The organism is Rothia sp. HMSC071F11, from assembly GCF_001809115.1.
GTDB lineage: Bacteria > Actinomycetota > Actinomycetes > Actinomycetales > Micrococcaceae > Rothia > Rothia dentocariosa.
In genome coordinates this window covers 1-20,143 of record NZ_KV795729.1, presented here as the reverse complement: position 1 = coordinate 20,143, position 20,143 = coordinate 1, and the positions used below count along the sequence as shown (strand labels likewise).

The following is a 20,143-nucleotide window of genomic DNA, read 5'->3' as shown; positions in this document are numbered from 1 at the left end:
TCACTCAACTGAAGCGCCGATAGCGCGCATGAGAGATAGCCGCAGGCATAGAGGAATGAAAGATTATGACGGCGGAGAATGACAAGATGGGTACCCCACAGCCTCCGCACGAGCCTTCTTCGACGGAGGCCAACGAGCCGCAGGAGGGTACCGCCGGGATCTCTGAAGGAACGGCAGCTGCGGACTCTTCACGGCATCAAGGCGCCCGGTCTGTGGAATCTCCCGGGGTGCGTCGCCGTACAGCGCTCGCCGGTGCTTTCCTGGGGGTGGGGACCGGCGTGGCCGTTGGCGCCGGGGCACGCGGGCTGATAACGCCGGAGCATGAAACTGGTGCGCCCGAGACCGTATCCGCGCAGCAGATGCTGACCGCTCAAACCGTGAATTTTTATGGCGATAAGCAAGCCGGAATTATGACCCCGGCACAGGCTCATGCGCGTTTTATTGCTCTTGATCTGAACGATGGGCTGGATGCTTCTGGGGTGCAGCGTCTGTTGAGGATTTTGACCTCCGATGCGGCCGCCCTGACTGCAGGGCAGACTCCGCTGACAGATCAGGAACCTGAGCTTGTGCAGGCTCCCGCACATTTGACTATCACATTCGGGTTTGGCGAAAAGATTTTTGATATTGTGGCACCCGCCAAAAAACCGGCGTGGCTTAAACCTCTCCCAGCGTTCCCGAAGATCGATCAACTGCAGCAGAAGTGGAACGGCGGTGATCTGCTCCTGCAGATTTGCGGGGATAATCTGCTGACGGTCTCGCATGCCCAGCGGATGCTCACCAAAGACACCCGCTCCTTCGGGCGTATCCGCTGGGTGCAAGAGGGGTTTCTGAGCGCCTTCGGTACCGGTCAGGGCACTCCGCGTAATCTTTTCGGACAGGTAGACGGCACCGTGAATCCGGTCGAAGACCCTCACGAGACACCTGGGCGCGGCGGCGGGTCGGCACACGAGATCGTGTGGGGTGAGGGGAGTGCTGAGCAGAACTTCCCGCAGGCCTGGGAACCGGGCGGTACCTCCGTGGTGATTAGGCGCATCCACATGAATCTGGATACTTGGGATGAGGTCGATACCCCCGCTCGTGAAGACGCTATCGGGCGTAAGCTCTCTAACGGCGCGCCCTTGACCGGCAATGATGAATTTGATGACCCCGACTTTGATAAGCTCGATAACCTGGGTTTTGAGGTCATCGCCCCGTATGCGCATATTCGCCGGGCGCACGGCACCGAGCTTGAGAAGAAACCGTGGGAGCGCATCCTGCGGCGCGGCTATAACTATGACGAGCCGGTCTTCAACGCCTCCGGGTTCTCAGAACACGGGCAGATCAGCGGCGGCATTTCGGATGCGGGGCTGATTTTCGTGGCCTACCAGGCAGACCCGGTAGCGCAGTTTGTGCCTATTCAGAAACGGCTTGAACAACTGGATATGCTTAACACATGGACGGTTCCGGTGGGATCAGCCGTGTTCGCAATTCCTGCCGGGGTACGTGAGGAAGGCGGGTATATCGGCGAAAGCCTCTTCGCCTAGCCGCCCAAGATTTACGCGCATACCTAACACGCACCATCGCACACACCACAGATGAAAAAGAACTATGGCTACTACGTCTTCACAACCGCAGAAAACCGAGACTGACCCTCAGCGCGCCGCCGTGCGCCCCGGGCTGTCCGCGCCCTGGATTACCGCCTATGTTGGGGTCGGTCTGCTGACTCTGCTGGTCTCGTTAAGGCTAACCCTGGCGAACTCGGCGACCGAGCTTGCCGATGCTGGCGGTTTTGTACGCTGGGCGCTGCCTATTTCCGAGGTTATTCATAATTTCTCGATGGCGACGACCATGGGTGCGCTGATCTTCGCGATGGGCATTATTCCCCGCTATGCAGCCGATGCCGCCGGAACACACCGAGGCAAACGCACCACGAAAAACGCCGTCGAAAAAGAGTACAAGCCATTTGCCGACGTGCTGAACCTTGCCGCCGCCTCCGCCGTGCTGTGGACTCTCGCGGCGCTTGCCGTCCTGATTCTTTCCTATGCCGATATTTCGGGGCGACCCATTGGCTCTGGTACCGATTACGCCAGCGAACTCATCAGCTATATCACCACCTTAGATGCGGGCAAAGAAAAAGGTATGACCGTCGTGGTCGCCGCCGTAGTCGCCACCGCCTGTTTCGGGGTGCGCTCGCTTATGGGGCTGTTTTTCATCTTCATGATCTCGCTCGTCGGTATCGCGGATATGGCGCTTTCGGGGCACTCCTCGGGCGGGCAGGACCATATGGGCGCCGTCAACTCCCTGGGATTGCACCTGTTAGGGGTGAGTATCTGGTGCGGTGGGCTGATCGCGCTGGCGTTTATCTCGCGCGGTATTTCGGGTAAGGATGCGGGCACCGGCACCATTGTTGAGGCACACCGTGGCGAACAAACGGCGGCGTCTCGTCGCGTGCCGATGGCCCAGGCGGTACTGCGCCGCTACTCGCTGCTTGCCCTCATTGGGTTCATTCTCGTGCTGCTCTCGGGTATTACGAACGCCGGGGTGCGCATGTCGTCGTGGCGGGATTTAGGCACCGACTACGGTAAGATTGTGCTGCTTAAACTGGGGTTAACGCTTCTGCTCGGGGTAATCGGGGCAGCGCATCGGCTTTATCTGATTCCCGCGCTCTCTGCCGGTAAGATGAATGGCACGCGTGCCCTGTGGAGCGCCATCTCTGCTGAGCTCGTGATCATGGGGGCAGCCTCCGGACTGGGGGCTTCGCTCTCACGTACACCGCCGCCGGTTCCGGAAACTCTCGCGCCGGATGCCACGCCGGTGCGCATTATCACCTGGTACGATATGCCGCCCGAACCGCATTTTCAGCGTTGGTTCACCGAGTGGCGTTGGGACTGGTTCTGGGTTGCTGTGCTGGGGTATCTGGCGATTGTATATCTGTGGGCGTTCGTGAAGGTACGTCGTGCGGGTGACTCTTGGCCCGTGATGCGCGCTGTCTCCTGGATTTTAGGGCTGCTCGTGCTGAACTATATCACCTCCGGTCCACCCGCTGTATATTCGCGTGTGCTGTTTTCGGTGCATATGTTTGAGCATATGGTGCTCACGATGGTCGTGCCGATTCTGCTCGTATTGGGCGCGCCCGTAACACTGCTACTTAAGGCGCTGGAACCCCGCCAAGACGGTACGCGAGGCCCTCGTGAGTGGATTGTGCGCATCGTGCATTCGGGGTGGTCGAAAGTTGTTACACACCCCATTTTTGCCGCCGTAAACTTTGCGGGATCGATTATTATCGTCTATTTCACGCCGCTTTTCGGGGTGATGCTGCGGTACCATATCGGGCACGAATTCATGATGATTCACTTTACGCTCACGGGCTATATCTTCATGCTGGTGCTTATCGGCATTGACCCGATTCCGCACCGCCCCGAGTACCCGATGCGTCTGATTATGCTGATTGCAACCCTGGGGTACCACGCCTTCGTCGGCATATCGATCATGAACTCCAAGGCGCTCCTGGAAGCTTCTTGGTTCGGCAATTTGGGGCGCACTTGGGGTTTGTCGGCGCTGGACGACCAGAAGATGGGCGGCGCGCTGATGTGGGGTATCGGTGAAATTCCGACCATGATCGTGGCGATTGCGGTGGGCTTCCAATGGTCTATGGCAGATAAGAAACTTGCCGCACGCATTGACCGGCAGGCCGACCGCGACGGGGACGCCGAACTGAATGCCTACAACGAGATGTTTGAGCGCCTGCATGAAGAGGATGCGCGCGACAGCTCCTAAACGACTTTCATTCATTCGCTCTTCCAAGCCCCTCGCGAACGCGGTCAAGCTACCTTCGTAGTTAAGTTTTGCCACTGGTGACCGCGTGTGGTGTACCCGCAGCAAAGCCTTTGAACCCGGTCGTTGCTGAACATACTCGCGGCGTAAAAATAAAGGGCGTAGGGGATCCCCAGAGGGATGCCCCTACGCCACATAAGACAGGGTATCGGCAGATGAAGCCGTTCGTTATGACTTGAGCGAGTATTCGATGCCGTCGAGCAGAATGGTCATTTTATGCCGCAGCCACTCTAAGGGATCCGAGGTCACCGAATCCCGCAGAATAGTCCGGATCTCTTGACGCTCGGCGGAAGCACCTGGGTCTTGGAAAGACTGCAGGTCGGTTGAATTGCGCTGCATCTGGTGCTGAATTTCTTCACGTCCGGCGCCGGTTTCAGCAATAAACGCATCGCTGTGTTCAACGCTTCGTCTGCTGTCGATAACCATGTCTAGCAGCATATCGCAGGTGAGAACGGCCTTCTTTGCCGAAAAACCTTGTTTGATGAGAATCACACAAAGCTCTTCGAAAAAGTATGTAGCAATGGGGGGAACGATGCCGCGTGCCACTTCGGTTGCCGCGCCCGGGTATTTCTCAAGGCTGTGCCAGGTATTGAGGGCGTGTGCAGTCAGAACCTCACGCCAGGGACCTTCAAAGGAAGGAACCTCAATACCGGAATAGGCATATTCGAGCCCCATACGTACCAGTTCGTCGCGGTCCGGTGCGTAGCGATATAGGGTGGTTTCCCCTACCCCTAGACGGTCACGAACGGCGGCAAACGTGAGATTGGCAAAGCCTACGTCTAAAACGGTTTTGGCAATCTGCTCACGGGTTAGGCTTGGGGGACGTCCACGGCGGGCTTTGGGTTGGGTCATGGTTGGTTTCCTTGCACGGTGATTGCATATTCATATCTGATAATAGGTCTTTACGAGGCGGAATAAAAATAGCAGTTTGCCCCGGTATCTCAGGGTGAGACAAGAATGAAAATTCTTGTCACCTGATCAAAAAGTCACAGATGTACTAGCCTCGCAGCGTCGCGAGAGCAAGGTTTGCGGGTCCTTCCCCCGAAAAACCGCCTCAAAAACGGTGTGTAGCACTCGGTGCTGGTTAATAAGTCAAGCCTTGCCTTATTTATTAGTATGGGTTAGCTTAAGATTACGGGCATTGTGTGGTCCGACCATAACTGTGAATGAACACACACCATACTTTTGCGTTATATCGCGGTATATGACGCTTTGAACCTCGTATAGCAATGAAGCGGCAACCCCGCAGAAAGAAGGCGCCCCATGGTACAACGTCAGTTCCCCAAGCCCAGCGAACTCAAAGAATTTATGACGTTCAAGAAGCCCAGCCTGGACTTCGCCGGGAACCGCCTCGAAAAAGCCCTCACCATCTATGATCTGCGCAAGATCGCCAAACGCCGCACCCCAGCTGCCGCTTTTGACTATACCGATGGCGCTGCCGAAGGCGAGTTCTCTATGAACCGCGCACGCCAGGCCTTCGAGGATATCGAGTTTCACCCCGGCGTGCTCACAGATGTTTCGACCGTAGACACAACTACCGAGGTCCTGGGCGGTACCTCCGCCATGCCTTTCGGTATCGCTCCCACCGGCTTCACCCGCCTGATGCAGACCGAGGGTGAGATCGCTGGCGCCGGTGCAGCAGGTGCCGCGGGCATCCCCTTCACCCTGTCTACTCTGGGCACCACCAGTATTGAGGACGTGCGCGCCGCAGACCCCAACGGCCGCCTTTGGTTCCAGCTGTATGTCATGCGTGAGCGCGAAATCTCCTACGGACTGGTAGAGCGCGCCGCCAAGGCAGGATTCGATACGCTCTTCTTCACCGTGGATACACCCGTTGCTGGCGCTCGCCTGCGCGATAAGCGCAACGGTTTCTCTATTCCTCCGCATCTGACGATGAAGACCCTGCTGAACGCGATTCCGCGCCCCTGGTGGTGGTTCGACTTCCTGACCACGCCCAAGCTGGAATTCGCCTCGCTTTCCTCGACCGGCGGCACCGTGGGCGAGCTTCTGGATAACGCGATGGACCCCTCCATCAACTATGAAGACCTGAAGATTATCCGCGAAATGTGGCCCGGCAAGATCGTGATTAAGGGCGTACAGAACCTCGAAGACTCTAAGAAACTCGCCGATCTGGGTGTGGACGGCATCCTGCTCTCGAACCACGGCGGTCGTCAGCTGGACCGTGCGCCCGTACCCTTCCACCTGCTCCCGGAGGTTGTGCGTGAAGTAGGGATGGATACCGAGGTGATGGTTGATACCGGCATTATGAACGGTGCCGATATTGTCGCCTCTATGGCGCTGGGTGCGAAGTTCACTCTGGTCGGTCGCGCCTACCTGTACGGACTCATGGCCGGTGGCCGCCGCGGCGTGGACCGGACTATCGAGATCCTTTCCGACGAGGTGCGCCGCACCATGAAGCTGCTCCAGGTGCACAACATTGCCGAACTTGAACCCAAGCACGTAACTCAGCTGCGCCGCCTGCAGCCGATCCCGAAGGCGTAAGCTCTAAACCTACATAACCTCCCTTTCGCTAGGGGATGATAAAAGGCTCTTGAGGTGAATACGGCGGAGTTTCTAAAACTTCGTTCACCTCAAGGGCTTTTTAGTATGCGCATGGGGTAAAACCTGGGGCGGTGTCTTCCTCTTCTATGACAAAATATGACGGCGTATTGCGGGGCGAGTTCATAAACTTTTGTTGCCCGGTGAACACGCCCGCACCGCTGGCATAATAGGGTGAAACGAGCGCACCCTGCTGCTAAGCGGGGTCTGGGTGCGAAACCATAGGGGAGAGAATCGTGAGCGAAACCAGCAACCAGTATTCCGGGCAAGATCATACCGGGCAGAAAACCGTGCGCGTGCGCGCCAGCGAACTAACCGGACGATCCTGGCTCAACACTGGCGAGAAGAAACTAGACCTGCAGGCTCTTCGCGGCAAAATCGTGATCCTCGACTTCTGGACCCTGTGCTGCATTAACTGCCTGCACGTGCTCGACGAGCTGCGCCCCCTCGAAGAAGAATTCTCGGATGTGCTCGTCACCGTGGGTGTGCACAGCCCCAAATTTGAGCATGAGGCAGACCCGGTAGCGCTCGCCGCAGCCGTAGACCGCTACGACATCAAACACCCCGTACTCGACGACCCCGAACTCACCACCTGGCAGGCCTACACTGCCCGCGCCTGGCCCACGCTCGTGGTTATCGACCCCGAAGGGTATATTGTGGCGCATCTTTCCGGGGAGGGACACGTGCAGGGGCTTATCTCACTCGTGCGTGAGCTCGTTGCCGAACACGAGAAAAAAGGTACCCTGCACCGAGGCGACGGTCCCTATGTGCCCCGACCCAAAACCGAGGGAACATTCGCTTTCCCGGGGAAAGCTATCGAACTCCCCACAGAGTTCGGACCCAAAAACCTGTTCGGCACCGGCTCACGCACCTACCTGGTGTCCGACACCGCCAGGCACCGCATCCTGCAGGTTGCCGAAGACCTCAACACTGTGCTGGCAACCTACGGTGGGGGAGAGGACGGCGAAAAAGGCTACGCCGACGGAACCGGAACCACTGCACGCTTTAACGAACCGCAAGGGCTTGCTTTGGTACCCGCCGAACTTCGTGAAAAACTCGGGTACGATGTGCTGATTACCGACACCGTGAATCACCGACTGCGCTCGCTGAATCTGCGCACGGGCGAGGTTCGTACCCTTGCGGGCAACGGCGTGCAGCGCGTTATTGATGGAGACAACGCCGTCACGGGCAACGCAAACCATATCCCCGCGGATGCGCCCGCCACTGCTATAGCCCTTTCGTCCCCATGGGATGCGGTCTATTCGCGTGAAGCCGGGCAGTTCGTGATCGCGATGGCTGGCACCCACCAGCTCTTCGGCTACGACCCCGTCTCTGAAACCGTCAGTATTTTCGCGGGCGCCGGGGTTGAAGGGCTACAGGACGGTACCGCTGAGGACGCATGGTTTGCCCAACCCTCCGGCATTATTGAGGCGCGTGACGGCAGTCTGTGGGTAGCCTGCTCGGAAACCAGCGGGCTGCGCCACGTAACCTTTACGCGGGACGAACACGGGCACCAGAGTGTACAGGTGACTTCTGCCGTAGGGCTGGGTCTGTTCGATTTCGGGTTTGTGGACGGCGACTCGCAGACCTCACGTATGCAGCATCCGCTGGGACTTGCGGAGCTTCCCGACGGCTCTATCGCGGTGGCAGACACCTATAACGGTGCGATTCGCCGCTGGGATCCTGCCGCGAAGGAACTGAGCACCTTGCAGCGCGGACTCGCCGAACCTGCCGACCTTCTAGTGGAGCATAGTCCGGGTGAGGACCCCCGCCTGATAATCGTGGAAACCAATGCGCACCAGTTGGTGCGTGCCGCAATTCCGGCGCAGGCGCAAAAAGTGGACGAAGGCGCGATCACAACCGCCCGGCCCGCCACGAAACTCACCGGCGGAACCCTCGAATTTACCTCGCGGTTTACCGTGCCGACCGGGCAGAAACTCGATACCCGTTGGGGAGACCCGACCCAGCTGAAAATCTCATCCACCCCCGAAAACTTCCTGCTGGACGGTGCCGGTACCTCCCAGGGACTCAGTCGTACCCTCGTGCTCAACCCCGAGATTCAGGAGGCGGTGCTGCACATTACCGCCCGCGCCGCTGCCTGCGACGGTACCCCTGACGGCGATATTCCCGAGCACGCCGCATGCCACCTGTACCAGCAGGACTGGGGTATTCCGGTCATCGTCACCGGTGATGCCGCGGATGAGAGCGAACTCGTACTGGATTTGCGAGGGATTAACTAAGCTAGGGTAAGGGCCCTCAGAAGCTCACGTGCACCGCCGTGCCGTTGTTGACGTTCACTGTCGGTTTGATGGTGAACGGAACTTCCTTTTCAAAGGGCTGCCGCTCGCCCGTGTACAGGTCAAGCTGCGTGAAGGATACCTTGACCTTGCCCTGCGCCTGGTCAGCATTCCATTCGCCATTTGCGGTGACCGTCACGTGTGGATGCGGATATTCCGTGACCGACCAGTTCACCTCGCCGTCCACACGCCCGGGGAAAGTGTACTCGAAGGGGCAGCCGCTCGGGTAGAGAGTTTTTTGCTCGGTACAGGAATTTACGTAATCCTCCACCTGATGCTGCACGGATTCTCGGGCCTGATCGCTCGCCTTCAAATCAAGCTTGACCTGCGAATTTGCGTCCGCTGAGAGTACCTTTTGCGAGTACGGCTGTGCGGTATACACCGTCGAATCATAAGAAATGGAATAGTTTCCGGGGTAGAGCACCGGGAACGTCGCCTCACCGTCATCAACCGCAACCTTGCGGGTGTTCACGGTCGCCGCCTGTACGCCCTTAATCGAAACCTTCAGCTCGGGCAGCTCGCCGGGTTCAATCTCCCACCGCGGGAAAAGACCCCAGTGATCGCCCACATGATGCAGTCTGAAATCGGTGTGTTCCTGGGCGCCGTCCAGAGTGTAGGAGGCTCGCACCGTCGCATGCTCGCCGTCATCGCTGCTTTCCACTACCTCATAGGTAATATTAGACAGCCCCGAGACCGATTTCTTCAGAACCTCACCATCGAGAAGAGAACCGTCGCCCTCAGGCACCCGCGCCCCCAAAATACCGAGCGCATGCGAACCATTACCGTCCTGCAGCGCTCTGAAATACTCTTGAACTTGACCCGTGGGGGTGTACACCAGCCGATTCAGAGCAAAGAGCGCGCCAAAAGCAAGGGTTACCGACACGAAAACGCCGATAACCCAGGTAGCTAGAACCCGTTCCACGGGAGAAAATTTATGCATGATTACAGCGTACCGCACCGCGCGGGCGCACCTGACACCGGGCAGATTTATGTACCCGCACGAACCCTCAGGTTTGACACTGCGGGGCGAAAATCTTAGCGTCGAGCAGGTGCGACCGCTAAAGTGGTGTGTATGGCAGAACGCGCACACGAAATTCCCGCCAAATATGGCGATGTTCTAGAACTCTTCCACCCCCGCATGCGATCCTACGGCAGGCGCATTGAGGCGGCGCTTCCGGGAACCATCACCCTCGTCGCCGCTATCGCATTCTTAGCGTATAAACGCCCCGCCTTGCCGTACCTGGTGCTGGTGCTTATCATCTGTTTTTTCGCGGGTCTAAGCCTGTATTCGGTGCTTAAACCCACGATCGTGGCAATCACCAAAACCCATGTGCTCCGCGCCCGAATTTTTGGCTGGCATGCGGTGGAACGTAAAGATATGGATCACACGATCTTCGTGGAAAAGCTCTACGGCAAGAAAGCACACGGGCAAGACCTCAGCAACGTTGTTGCCAAGCTCAAGTACCGCAGCTTCCCGAGTATGTGGGCGCTGGATAAGCAGGGGAAGTCTCTTCTTCGCCTCGACGGTCGCGTGTGGGATGCCAAGACTATGTCTACGGTGGCCTCAAAACTTTCCGACCAGACCACGGTCTATAAAAAAGCGAACGTTCTCGATATTGACCGGCTGCACCACGGTCTGATTACCTTCACCGAACTGCACCCCGGCTGGAAATCGGCCACTATGGCGATTCTCGCAGTACTTATCGTGGCTATATTGGGCGGCGCCGCAATCCTGCCCGAAGACATGGCTCGTTCAATCCACCTGATCCCCTAGAGGCTACGATTCCCGCGTTCTGCACGGGGCGGAGAGAGAAAAATGCGGTGGTGCGCATCCTACGCAAAACCAGGATGCGCACCACCGCTTTTATCAGCCATAAAGCGTGCCGCCTGAGCGCCGCCTACCGCGAAAGAACCGCCACAATAAACTCGGAATCCTCGGCAAACGGACGCAAATCCCAGGAACTAAACGTCGAATCAACATTCAGACCGACCTCGCGCGCATCCTCAAGAAACTGAGCAAACGCATAGTCACGACCGGGACCGGAACCGTACCCAATCACGGCGCGCCCACCCGGTGCCAGCACCTTCCGGAAATTCTCCAACACCGGCTTACGGGTTGAACGCGCAAGAAAACCCATCACATTCCCGGCACATACGATCAGCTCAAAACCATCCTCACCGGCATCGGACTCGATCCCAAGAGCCTGCGGCAAATCCACCAGATCAGCCGTAACCCAGGTGGCTTCCGGGCATACGCGGCGCGCCTCATCAATAAGCTCAGGGTCAATATCAACGCCGGTCACCCGATGCCCCAGCGCATGCAGCTGCTTACCCACACGGCCCGGGCCGGAACCAGCATCCAGAATCTTTGCCCCGCGCGAGGCCAAAGCATTCACCAGGCGAGACTCACCCGCCATATCCTTACCCTCAGCCTCCATAGCCTTAAAACGGTCGATATACCATTGCGAATGTGCCGGATCGTTCTCTTTCTTGATGAGCCAGAGCGACTTTTCGCGCTCGCCGGGGGCGTTAAAACTCAATGCTGACACCGTATTCTCCTCGGTGGTAGATGAATAGATAGCGTGTGTGCAAACGTAGGGGTATCGTACCGCATACGGGTAAGAACGCGCCTCCTAGGGCGTCTGCCCGACGGTATTCTGCTCGCTGTGTTCATCCGAGTTTTCGGCGCCGGTGAATTCCTCAATCAACTGATCCATAACATCGGATACATCGGATGCGCCCCGCACCGGCCCGCCCGCCAACAGTCCGTCAGAGCCCAGTACTACCGCCAGTGGGGTGCCGCGGCCGAAAGCGTGCATTGCCGCAAATTTTGGATCTACCAGCGGGGTAATGCTCTCGGGTACAGACGCAGTCTTTGCGTTGCTCTCACTGCTGAAAACAGGATGCAGCTCAAGCTGCGGCAGTTTGTACGCCCAGCCCGCCAGCTTGTCGAAGATCGACAGGCAGGCGCCGCATGTGGGGGAGACGAAGAACAGCACCCGCGCCTTGAGCTCGGCGAGCTCGCGGATCGAAAAATTCTTGCCGTCGAGCGTATGCAGGGTTGCGTACGGAATGGGCATGCGCACGTATTCTTCGCCGTCGCCGCGATCCTCATAGACGGGAAGCAGAAGATGGTTATCATCGCTTTCGCCGAAATCTGGCTCAGCCAATGCCTCGCCGCGCTGTACCGCCCACATGGTGAGGGTAATCAGGGCGGCGCCGAGCACCCAGCCCCAATCGGCAGAGTTGAGGTTGTACAGCTCGTAGATAAGTGCTCGACCTGAGCCCAAAGACGCGGCAAAAACCGTAGCTGCGGCTACGGTCAACGCGATATTGCGGATGAGCGTATAGCGGCTCACGGGTGCGGCGGATTTTGAACCGAAACAATTGCACCCCGCGGTGCGGCCGGTGGCAAGTGCCCGCGCAATAACGATCAGGTAGAACAGCATGAGAACCAGGGAGATGCCCGATATTACGGTGAAGAGAGCACCCGGCGCTGCGAGCATCCCTAATGCCAGAAGCAGTTCGACCCAGGGGAGTGTGCGCGCGGTGAGCTTCAGCGGAGCAATTTTTTCGAGCCCCAGGTTGAGAATACCCGTGACGGTACTGGAAGGGTCCTTAGCCTTGGCGAACCCGCTCACCGCCAGAGTGATGGCGATCAGCGCCGTACAGAGAAGAAAAGATACATTCGGAAAAGCAGACATGATTCCTTGAAAGTTTGAGTGAGTTTGTGTCTACCACAGATTTTACGCCTGGTGAGGGTCTGCACGGCGGATATGGGGGCGCATCCGGCGGCATAAATTTATGGGGAGGGCAGCACGTTCTTCGTGTTCGGAGTCGGAATAATACCGGGGTAGAATAGCTCATGAAGGTGTTAGGTGACTGGCAGAGTCAGCGCCGGATGCCCAGGCTGTGCGCCGGGTTGCGCCTTCGTCACCGTGATAAAAAATAGGGAGTTAAGTGTATGCCTATCGCGTTGCCTGAGCCCGTGTCTTTAGCTGTTGAAGCACTCGACCTTGAGGTCGCTATTACCGCAGCAGAAACCCAGGATGCGACTGCAGAGTTACCGCATGAAGAACTTTTTGACGTAAGCACCGAAGATGGTGTGATCCAGATTGTTCAGCGGGAACGCTACTGGAAATCCAAGTTTGCCAAGCGCACCTCGTTTTTATCCTTTGGGGGACCGAAGATCGTTATCAGCCTTCCACACGATTCTTTTCTTGACGTTCTGCGGGTTCAGACAAACTCAACATGCCGCCTAGAAGGGGTGCGCACCACGCACGCAGATTTGGCGGCGACCACGGGCACCATTCGCTGTTTGAACGCATCGTTTACACATGCGAAGGTGACCGCGAAATCTTCGTCCGTGAAGATGGTAGACAGTACGGTTGCTGAGGATGCGACTCTCACGGTCACGGGCGGCTCGGTGACAACGACCGGGACTTTCACCGAGATGCCGGGGTACCGTATCGAGGATGTTTCGGGCAAGGTGCAGATTTTGGATCAGCCGTGCGAACCGGGCGACTCACACAATGCGAAGGGGCAGCCCAGCGTGTTTATCAACTGCATCGGCGGGTCCGTAACGCTGGCGTAGGCGCTGTACGCTTCTTTGCCGGGTCTCTTCCCGGTCGCATAAAAAGGCTCTTTATTCCACTAAAGCGGGTTTTCCGCCACGTTAGTGGAGTAAAGAGCCTTTTTAGCATCTACCCATAGTGGCATGATGCTCAGCGGTAGAACGTTAACCGACGTACTGGTTGATTTCGTTCTGGAGAGCCATGATGGTCTGGGAAGGACCGTCGAGGCGAGCATCTGGGGAGATCCCATAATGTTGTTGAAGAGTTCGAATAGTCTTACCATTCATCGTTGAAGTGGCTCCAGAGCCACGACGGAGCTTTAACCAGGTTTGCATTGCCAAAATAGTGGGTGACCCATGGTAATCTTCTACCCATTCCCATCCGCCCACAATTCCTGGACAACGAGCAGCTTCACGAGCGGGTTGTGAACTAATGACCCCATCAACGACAAGACCAGCACCCCTGACGGCATTCATAAACCGCTGCAGTCCTGCGCTGGTTTCTTCGCCCCACCAGCCGTCGGCGGAGATGGCGTTGGCGGAGGTTGCGGTGACCAGGGTGGAGCCGAAGGCGAGTACACCTGCGGCGGGAACACCTATGGCGCCTGCCTTGAGGAGCTTGCGGCGGGAAAGGTTAGTGCTTTCGAGGGACATAAAAATATCCTTTCATCGGTGATGCAGGTTATTCCTGCATTTTCACTGTAAAAGGATTCGTTGGCAAATATCAATCCTAAATTTATTCTTCTATAAAGTTAAATAAAAACTTTTTAAACTTTTTCTGGGTATATTCATGAGCGAAATATTATTATATACGAATAAAATTTTTAAGCATTTTAAATAATAGTGGAATATGTTTATTTAATGAATGATGTACGAAAAATAAAATATTGTGCCCCAGTGGTGTTATAGTCCTTGAACTCGTCTATTGCGGATGGATAGTCTAAAGAGACCGCATGAGAACGCAGGGAGAGATAACGATGAAAGCTAGTTTTATCACCGGAATTCGGAGCGTCGAAGCGCGCGAGATCGAAGATGCGCAGCCCCAACACCCCGATGAGACCCTCATTCGAGTTGCCTATGTGGGCATCTGCGGGACCGATCTTGAGCTGTACGACGGCACCTCAAACTATCTGCGGCGCGGTCTGACCGAGTATCCGCATCATTATGGACATGAGTGGGTGGGTGTGATCGAGACCCCGCCGCAGACCGCTCATGACAGTCGATTAAAAACCGGTGCCGTGGTCACTGGAAGCACCATGATTCCCTGCCTGATATGCAATTTCTGTCAGTGCGGGCGGCGTAACCTCTGCACGAACCTGCGTGAAGTTGGTCTTTATGAGCATGGTGGGGCGGCGGCGCAAAAGCTTGTGATGCCAGCGCACGTGCTGACCGTCATTGACGACGGTTCGAGCGCAGAGCCGCATCCCGAATATATTCTGATCGAGCCCCTCGTGACGGTTTTAGAAGGTCTAGCGAAAGCCACCCCAGAACCCGGCGATAGGGTACTCGTGCTGGGTGGTGGCACGATCGGCACCCTCGCGGCGCTGGTGCTGGGGCAGTACCCCATTGAGGTTGCGGTGGTTGATCCCTCGCAGCCCGTGCACCTTGCCGAACTTGGGATTCAAGCCTACAAGACCGTGGATGCGCTCCCTGCCGGAGACTGGGATGCTGTATGGGAGTGCTCCGGTTCCGCAGCGGCACTGCAAGCTACACCGTCCCTGCTGAGGAACGGGGGTACGGCGGTGCTGATTGGTTTCCCGCCTGCGCAGACCGATCTTGATGCCTCGGAGTTTGCCCTGCGGGGGCAGTACCTGGTGGGCGTCCGTCACGGCATCGACCACTATGCGGCTGCCGCGCAGTTCGTGCGGGAGCACCGGGATGAGCTGGGCACGCTCATCGATCGCAGCTACAGCCTCGACGATGCACAGGCCGCCTTCGAGCGCCTGGAAGCGGGGGAGCGGGAACGCCCCAAGGTGATGTTGAGTATCGATAAATAGTCCCCTAATTTTTCGCCAAAAAAAGGCTCTTTATTTCAATAAAGCATTAGAAAATCCGCTTTATTGAAATAAAGAGCCTTTTTAGGTACCGAACCTAACAGCCGATACCTGGCGCGGCTTGAGGATTAGTTAATTTACCCAACCCACTGGTTAATTTCGTTCTGCAAAGCCTTGATGGTCTGGGACGGACCGTCGAGCGAGCCATCTACGGAGACACCGTAGTGCTTCTGAAGTGCAGCAATGTCAGTCGGAGAAAACTTGCCGTCTTCTGTAGCCTTGTTGCCCAGCCATTTATGCATGTAGGTTATAGCGGGTGAACCCGTGGCCTGGTAGTAGGGAACCCATTCCCAACCACCGACGATTCCAGGGCACCAGGTCTGCATAGCTGCATCCTGACCACTGATAACCCCATCGACAATAAGGTTTGCACCCATAACTGTGTTCATGAAGCGCTGGAACCCGGCTGAGGTCTCGGATCCCCACCAGCCGTCGGCCGAGATGGCGTTCGCGGAGGTTGCGGTCACGAGGGTGGAGCCGAAAGCGAGTACGCCTGCGGCAGGGACGCCCAGCGCACCGGCGCGCAGAAGGTTACGGCGAGAAAGATTGGTGTTTTCGAGTGACATAATGCATCCTTTCGTCTGCACTGCGGATAATTCCTGCATTTCCACCCTAAAATTAATTATCTAAGAATTGCAACCATAGTTTTATTCCACTAAAGCATGCATGAACGCTATATATAATTTATTCAATATTGTTATACACTTAAAAGATTCTTGATGGTAAATAAATTAGAATTACTGATTATTTGCTTTGAAAAATATTTTTAGCAAAATAAAATATAACCACTAAATTCCAACCAGCGTTATATTGTATTCTTCCGCAACCGCATCCCAATCCTTTATAAACTTCGCTGCGCGTGCCCCGGACTTACAAAACACGCCTACGCGTTCCCCGGCAAGCGGCTTCAACATGGCGCGCACCGCATCCTCGGTAGCTGCAGACAGCGGAAGGTGTAAAGAATCCGGGTACTTCACCTGGGTTTCGCGTTCGCTCTGCTCGCGCACATCCAGCAGAATCTTCGGCAGTTTATAGGCGCTCAAATCCGTCACGGGTGCCCGCTCAGGATCGGGGGAGAGGGCAAAATTCTGGAAGGTGCCGCTCAACGCCTCGTAGGTGAGCAGCCGCCCCTCAAGCGTGGGCAGCCCCGCCAGGAACTTGAGTGTTTCGGTCGCCATGAGCGATCCGATGACCGCTGTAGTAGCGCCCAGCACCCCGGCCTCGGCGCAGGATTCCAGGGTCGCGGGAGTTGTAGGGAACAGGTCGCGCAGATGTGCCGACCCCGTGCGGAAGACGCTCACGCTGCCTTGATACCGCAGCACCGACCCCCACACCAGCGGAATACCGGTTATCTCGGCGGCGTCGGCAATCAAATATTTAGTCGCAAACGTATCGGTACAATCGACGATCACCGCAGGGTTCTCCTCGGCGAACAGGTCAAGAATCCAGGATGCTTCTAGGTACCGCCGATACACCGTCACCCTCAGCGCCGGGGCAATCTCGCGGGCACGATGCGCGGCAACCTCAGCCTTCGCCCGGCCGCAATCGGCGAGACCGAACAACGGCTGGCGCTGCAGATTCGACAGCTCAATCACATCGTGATCAACGAGCGCAATCGACCCGACCCCGGCGGCGGCGAGCGCCTGCACCACCGGGCACCCCAGACCGCCCGCACCAATAACGAGCACATGCGCATTGGCAACCGCCTGCTGGTTGAAACCGGGCAGACGATCCTGCCGCGATATACGCTCTGCTTCGAGAGCCTGCGCCTGCGCGGGGTCCTTTGGCGCTAGAATCTGCGGCGTATTAGGTACCGAGCGGTGTCCGTGCGAGGTCACATCCATGACACCAGACCCTCCGTCGGGGAGGAAGCCTTCGCGTGCTCGCGCTGGGGAATCCTACCTGCGCCTCGCGCCAGATAGCCTGCCTCAACGGCGGCTTTCATGGCTCGCGCCATCGCCACCGGATCCTGCGCACGGTTGACCGCCGAGGCCAACAGCACACCCGAGCAGCCCAGTTCCATAGCAAACGCGGCGTCCGAGGCGGTGCCAACCCCCGCATCCAGCAGCACCGGAACCGTGGCGCGGGAGCAAATCAACTCAATATTGTGCGGGTTCAAAATGCCCAGCCCCGTGCCGATGGGTGAGCCGAGCGGCATGACCGCCGCGACTCCCACATCCTCTAAACGTTTGGCGATCACCGGGTCATCAGAGGTGTACGCCATGACCGTGAACCCTTCCGCCACCAGCGTTTCACAGGCTGTCACGGTCTCGCACACATCCGGCAGCAGGGTATCTTCATCGCTAATCACCTCAACCTTAACCCAGTTCGTGCCCAGGGCTTCGCGCGCAAGCCGGGCGGTGATAACGGTATCGCGTGCGGTACGGCACCCCGCCGTATTAGGTAGAGGCGCAATATTTAGCCTGGTCAGAAGCGGAAAAATAGGGGTACCCGAGGCGTGCCTGCGCATCGCGACCGTGGTCATCTCGGTGCCGGATGCGACCAAAGCTTTTTCGAGCAGGTCCATGCTGGTGGCGCCTCCGGAACCCATAATGAGCCGGGATGAGAACTCTTTCTCAGCAATAATCATGGCCTCTACCCGCCCTGAACTGCGGTCAGCGCATCGACCCTAGCACCCTCGGGCACTTCGGTACTCGCCCACCGTGAACGCGGCACCACAGCACCATCGAGTGCGACAGCGACTCCCTGATCGGTGCCCGCCTGCTGAAGAATCAGCGCCTCAAGATTCGTGGCAGAAATGTCTAATAATGTGCCGTTATAGGTTATTTTCATGGATTATTCCTCTCGTTGTTAGTGCACAAACTGGCGGTATGTTATAGCAAAATCGCGTATCAGTACTCAAACCTCTTCGGTGAGCAGGGCGCAAACTCCGGCGGAATATCCCCGCCTAAAAACACCTCCGCACCGGCTTTCCCAGCGAGTGCCGCCAGTAAAATTCCGTGCCGAAAATACCCGTTTGAGATCAGCTGCTGCCGCCCGGTCGCCGTTATGCGATAGCCAAAGATCGGCAGATCATCCGGGGTTCCGGGGCGCACCCCCACATTCGACTCGATAAGCTCGCATTCCTCCACCGCAGGAACCACCCGAATCGCATCTTTGAGCAGCTGATACACGCCGTCCACACCGGGGCGTGTGCGCGTGTCCTCGCGGCTTGTCGCACCGATACACACCTCACCGCCAGGCCGTGGAATCACATAAACGGGCCGCCCGTTCACGAACCCGCGCACCACATGCTCCACCAGCGGATGCGGCGCCTGCAAACGCAGAATATCGCCATAAACCGGTCGCAGTGGATACTGCCCCGCCGCGCCCAAACCGGTGCACACAATATCCCCAAAATCCGGGTCCGTCACACGCTCACGCACAAACTCGACACCGCGCGCCCTCAACGCCTTCACGAGAGCCTGCAAAAACAGCCGGGGCGCCACCTGATGATCGCCCTCAATCAACGCCGCACCCGCCAAATCCGGGGCAAGTGCGGGTTCCAGGGCGCGCGCCCGGCTCACGGGAATCGCCTCGGCACTGCGGTTGAGCGAACGGTAATAGTCGGAAACATCGCGCAGATGCGCCGCATCCGCACGGTCACCCGCCACCACCAACGTGCCGGTCGTATCGTAGCCGGTGGGTGCGTCCGTCACCGCAGCGAGCCTGCGCATGAGCGAAGGGTACGCATTCGCGCTGGCAACCATGAGCGGGAAAAGTGCATCCTGCTGAAACTGCACTTCGGCAATAGGCGCGAGCATTCCACCGGCAAAATAGCTGGCGCCCGTGCCGCGCTCGCCGGGGGTTGGGTCATAGACGCGCACCCGCTGGCCGTGTTCGGTAAGTTCAAAGGCGGTTATCAGCCCAATAATTCCGCCGCCCACCACGGTAATAACTTCTGTCATGATTATGCCTGCAATTCCGGGTTTTCCACGAAGGCGCGTGCCATCGCAACCCCGGCAACCCCTGTTTCGCGGATGCTCGGGCAGTCTTGCGGCCAAATATCGCCGATGGCGACCACCGGAACCTCCGAGAGCTCGGCAAGTTCACGCAGCCCTTCAACACCCAGTGGCGGGCGGTTTGAGGCTTTGGTCGGGGAGGGTCGGAACGGCCCAGCACCAATGTAATCGATCAGGTGCGCAACGGTGTTAGCGCGCTCAACAAGCTCGCGAGTGCCGGTGGTGAGACCAATAATGGCGTGCTCGCCCAGCAGACGGCGGGCATCGGCGACGGGCAGATCGTCTTGGCCGATATGTACCCCGTCGATGCGCACCCCGCGAGCGCGCAGGGCGAGGGCAACATCCACCCGATCATCAATCAGTATCTTCTGGTGGGGGAGTGCGATGCGCGCAATCTCTTCGGCAAGGGCGTAAAGGTCGCGGGCGCTGATGGGTTTGGAACGCACCTGTATGCAGGTGGCATGCCGTGCCCGCCGCACCGTTTCGACGGGGTTTTCGCAGGTGACCAGATACAGCGAAAGGTCTATAGGTGTGGCAGTTCCGGCGGTGTTACTGGTTGTCATGGGACCACGATTCGACTGTGAAAGTAGTGTTTCCTGCGTGCTCACGCGGGTGTTGCGGTGATTTTGCGACGATGCGGCACACGCAGATGTTTCCCACTCAGGCTAGCACACAACCTTCGTTGTGCTTCCTGGCGGCGTTTTTATTGCTATGACATGCTGCCTGAATCCGCTAGCAAGTGGTTTTTGGCCGAGTAGGTAGGAAAATACTACCTGCTCGGGTCAAAAACTACCTGCTCGCGGGGCTAGCTGAGGAAAATAAAAAAGCCCTGGCAAATACCAGAGCATTTAAGAGCGGCTGACGGGCTGGAGGGTGCGGATTCCG

The 20,143-nt window shown here is 57.5% G+C and carries 18 protein-coding genes; 7 read left to right on the top strand and 11 right to left on the bottom strand.

The annotated features are described in order from the left end of the window. Positions 1–65 precede the first annotated feature (65 nt). Both HMPREF2554_RS00900 and HMPREF2554_RS00895 read left to right on the top strand, forming a co-directional pair. On the top strand, positions 66–1,523 hold the full coding sequence (locus tag HMPREF2554_RS00900) for a Dyp-type peroxidase (RefSeq protein WP_371326178.1): 1,458 nt from the start codon (positions 66–68) through the stop codon (positions 1,521–1,523). 64 nt (positions 1,524–1,587) lie between these two features. Next, positions 1,588–3,756: a bifunctional copper resistance protein CopD/cytochrome c oxidase assembly protein gene (locus HMPREF2554_RS00895; protein ID WP_070553600.1), complete on the top strand. Its 2,169-nt coding sequence runs from the start codon at positions 1,588–1,590 to the stop codon at positions 3,754–3,756. A gap of 225 nt (positions 3,757–3,981) precedes the next feature. Here the strand turns inward: HMPREF2554_RS00895 and HMPREF2554_RS00890 are convergent, their stop codons facing one another. Then, the gene (locus tag HMPREF2554_RS00890) at positions 3,982–4,665 is read right to left on the bottom strand and encodes a TetR/AcrR family transcriptional regulator (RefSeq protein ID WP_048778413.1); all 684 of its coding nucleotides are present in this window, start codon (positions 4,663–4,665) and stop codon (positions 3,982–3,984) included. A 411-nt stretch (positions 4,666–5,076) separates the two neighbouring features. Between HMPREF2554_RS00890 and HMPREF2554_RS00885 the strand changes: the two genes are divergently transcribed. Then, entirely contained in the window at positions 5,077–6,315 is a 1,239-nt protein-coding gene (locus tag HMPREF2554_RS00885; RefSeq protein WP_070553598.1) for an alpha-hydroxy acid oxidase, read from the top strand. A gap of 293 nt (positions 6,316–6,608) precedes the next feature. After that, on the top strand, positions 6,609–8,612 hold the full coding sequence (locus HMPREF2554_RS00880; protein ID WP_070553596.1) for an NHL domain-containing thioredoxin family protein: 2,004 nt from the start codon (positions 6,609–6,611) through the stop codon (positions 8,610–8,612). A 16-nt stretch (positions 8,613–8,628) separates the two neighbouring features. Here the strand turns inward: HMPREF2554_RS00880 and HMPREF2554_RS00875 are convergent, their stop codons facing one another. Beyond that, on the bottom strand, positions 8,629–9,609 hold the full coding sequence (locus HMPREF2554_RS00875; RefSeq protein ID WP_070553614.1) for a zinc ribbon domain-containing protein: 981 nt from the start codon (positions 9,607–9,609) through the stop codon (positions 8,629–8,631). Positions 9,610–9,741: 132 nt separating this feature from the next. Between HMPREF2554_RS00875 and HMPREF2554_RS00870 the strand changes: the two genes are divergently transcribed. After that, the gene (locus HMPREF2554_RS00870; RefSeq protein WP_004005986.1) at positions 9,742–10,443 is read left to right on the top strand and encodes a hypothetical protein; all 702 of its coding nucleotides are present in this window, start codon (positions 9,742–9,744) and stop codon (positions 10,441–10,443) included. 124 nt (positions 10,444–10,567) lie between these two features. Here the strand turns inward: HMPREF2554_RS00870 and HMPREF2554_RS00865 are convergent, their stop codons facing one another. Next, positions 10,568–11,218 carry a class I SAM-dependent methyltransferase gene (locus tag HMPREF2554_RS00865; protein ID WP_070553594.1) on the bottom strand — a complete coding sequence of 217 codons (651 nt, stop codon included), beginning with the start codon at positions 11,216–11,218 and terminating at the stop codon, positions 10,568–10,570. Between the two features lie 84 nt (positions 11,219–11,302). Then, on the bottom strand, positions 11,303–12,373 hold the full coding sequence (locus HMPREF2554_RS00860) for a TlpA family protein disulfide reductase (RefSeq protein ID WP_070450104.1): 1,071 nt from the start codon (positions 12,371–12,373) through the stop codon (positions 11,303–11,305). 260 nt (positions 12,374–12,633) lie between these two features. On the opposite strand from HMPREF2554_RS00860, the gene HMPREF2554_RS00855 reads away from it, so the two are divergent. Next, the gene (locus tag HMPREF2554_RS00855) at positions 12,634–13,263 is read left to right on the top strand and encodes a DUF4097 family beta strand repeat-containing protein (protein ID WP_004005989.1); all 630 of its coding nucleotides are present in this window, start codon (positions 12,634–12,636) and stop codon (positions 13,261–13,263) included. A gap of 144 nt (positions 13,264–13,407) precedes the next feature. Here the strand turns inward: HMPREF2554_RS00855 and HMPREF2554_RS00850 are convergent, their stop codons facing one another. Beyond that, positions 13,408–13,896, bottom strand: a complete 489-nt coding sequence (locus tag HMPREF2554_RS00850) for a hypothetical protein (RefSeq protein WP_004005990.1) — start codon at positions 13,894–13,896, stop codon at positions 13,408–13,410. 323 nt (positions 13,897–14,219) lie between these two features. Between HMPREF2554_RS00850 and HMPREF2554_RS00845 the strand changes: the two genes are divergently transcribed. Beyond that, positions 14,220–15,239 (top strand): zinc-dependent alcohol dehydrogenase, encoded by a 1,020-nt coding sequence (locus HMPREF2554_RS00845; protein WP_070450101.1) that lies wholly within the window; start codon positions 14,220–14,222, stop codon positions 15,237–15,239. Positions 15,240–15,373: 134 nt separating this feature from the next. Here HMPREF2554_RS00845 and HMPREF2554_RS00840 read toward each other — a convergent pair whose 3' ends face one another. The 6 genes from HMPREF2554_RS00840 to HMPREF2554_RS00815 form a co-directional block, all read right to left on the bottom strand. Continuing rightward, the gene (locus HMPREF2554_RS00840) at positions 15,374–15,862 is read right to left on the bottom strand and encodes a chemotaxis protein CheA (RefSeq protein ID WP_070450098.1); all 489 of its coding nucleotides are present in this window, start codon (positions 15,860–15,862) and stop codon (positions 15,374–15,376) included. A 222-nt stretch (positions 15,863–16,084) separates the two neighbouring features. After that, positions 16,085–17,140, bottom strand: a complete 1,056-nt coding sequence (locus HMPREF2554_RS00835) for a ThiF family adenylyltransferase (protein ID WP_070553592.1) — start codon at positions 17,138–17,140, stop codon at positions 16,085–16,087. Further along, positions 17,131–17,886, bottom strand: a complete 756-nt coding sequence (locus HMPREF2554_RS00830) for a thiazole synthase (protein WP_070553590.1) — start codon at positions 17,884–17,886, stop codon at positions 17,131–17,133. Before HMPREF2554_RS00830 ends, HMPREF2554_RS00835 begins: the two co-directional genes overlap by 10 nt. Before the next feature lie 5 nt (positions 17,887–17,891). Next, on the bottom strand, positions 17,892–18,089 hold the full coding sequence (gene thiS, locus HMPREF2554_RS00825; protein ID WP_004005995.1) for a sulfur carrier protein ThiS: 198 nt from the start codon (positions 18,087–18,089) through the stop codon (positions 17,892–17,894). Between the two features lie 59 nt (positions 18,090–18,148). Continuing rightward, positions 18,149–19,204 (bottom strand): glycine oxidase ThiO, encoded by a 1,056-nt coding sequence (gene thiO, locus HMPREF2554_RS00820; protein WP_070553588.1) that lies wholly within the window; start codon positions 19,202–19,204, stop codon positions 18,149–18,151. Between the two features lie 2 nt (positions 19,205–19,206). After that, positions 19,207–19,821 (bottom strand): thiamine phosphate synthase, encoded by a 615-nt coding sequence (locus HMPREF2554_RS00815; protein ID WP_070553585.1) that lies wholly within the window; start codon positions 19,819–19,821, stop codon positions 19,207–19,209. Positions 19,822–20,143: the final 322 nt, after the last annotated feature.

Bases quoted from the DNA above. Each gene is read 5' to 3' on its own strand.
- HMPREF2554_RS00845 (WP_070450101.1), top strand. From the start codon at position 14,220: ATGAAAGCTAGTTTTATCACCGGAATTCGGAGCGTCGAAGCGCGCGAG.
- HMPREF2554_RS00885 (WP_070553598.1), top strand. From the start codon at position 5,077: ATGGTACAACGTCAGTTCCCCAAGCCCAGCGAACTCAAAGAATTTATG.
- HMPREF2554_RS00895 (WP_070553600.1), top strand. From the start codon at position 1,588: ATGGCTACTACGTCTTCACAACCGCAGAAAACCGAGACTGACCCTCAG.
- HMPREF2554_RS00850 (WP_004005990.1), bottom strand. From the start codon at position 13,896: ATGTCCCTCGAAAGCACTAACCTTTCCCGCCGCAAGCTCCTCAAGGCA.
- HMPREF2554_RS00855 (WP_004005989.1), top strand. From the start codon at position 12,634: ATGCCTATCGCGTTGCCTGAGCCCGTGTCTTTAGCTGTTGAAGCACTC.
- HMPREF2554_RS00840 (WP_070450098.1), bottom strand. From the start codon at position 15,862: ATGTCACTCGAAAACACCAATCTTTCTCGCCGTAACCTTCTGCGCGCC.
- HMPREF2554_RS00830 (WP_070553590.1), bottom strand. From the start codon at position 17,886: ATGATTATTGCTGAGAAAGAGTTCTCATCCCGGCTCATTATGGGTTCC.
- HMPREF2554_RS00815 (WP_070553585.1), bottom strand. From the start codon at position 19,821: ATGACAACCAGTAACACCGCCGGAACTGCCACACCTATAGACCTTTCG.
- HMPREF2554_RS00860 (WP_070450104.1), bottom strand. From the start codon at position 12,373: ATGTCTGCTTTTCCGAATGTATCTTTTCTTCTCTGTACGGCGCTGATC.
- HMPREF2554_RS00875 (WP_070553614.1), bottom strand. From the start codon at position 9,609: ATGCATAAATTTTCTCCCGTGGAACGGGTTCTAGCTACCTGGGTTATC.
- HMPREF2554_RS00890 (WP_048778413.1), bottom strand. From the start codon at position 4,665: ATGACCCAACCCAAAGCCCGCCGTGGACGTCCCCCAAGCCTAACCCGT.
- HMPREF2554_RS00870 (WP_004005986.1), top strand. From the start codon at position 9,742: ATGGCAGAACGCGCACACGAAATTCCCGCCAAATATGGCGATGTTCTA.
- HMPREF2554_RS00900 (WP_371326178.1), top strand. From the start codon at position 66: ATGACGGCGGAGAATGACAAGATGGGTACCCCACAGCCTCCGCACGAG.
- thiS (WP_004005995.1), bottom strand. From the start codon at position 18,089: ATGAAAATAACCTATAACGGCACATTATTAGACATTTCTGCCACGAAT.
- thiO (WP_070553588.1), bottom strand. From the start codon at position 19,204: ATGACAGAAGTTATTACCGTGGTGGGCGGCGGAATTATTGGGCTGATA.
- HMPREF2554_RS00835 (WP_070553592.1), bottom strand. From the start codon at position 17,140: ATGGATGTGACCTCGCACGGACACCGCTCGGTACCTAATACGCCGCAG.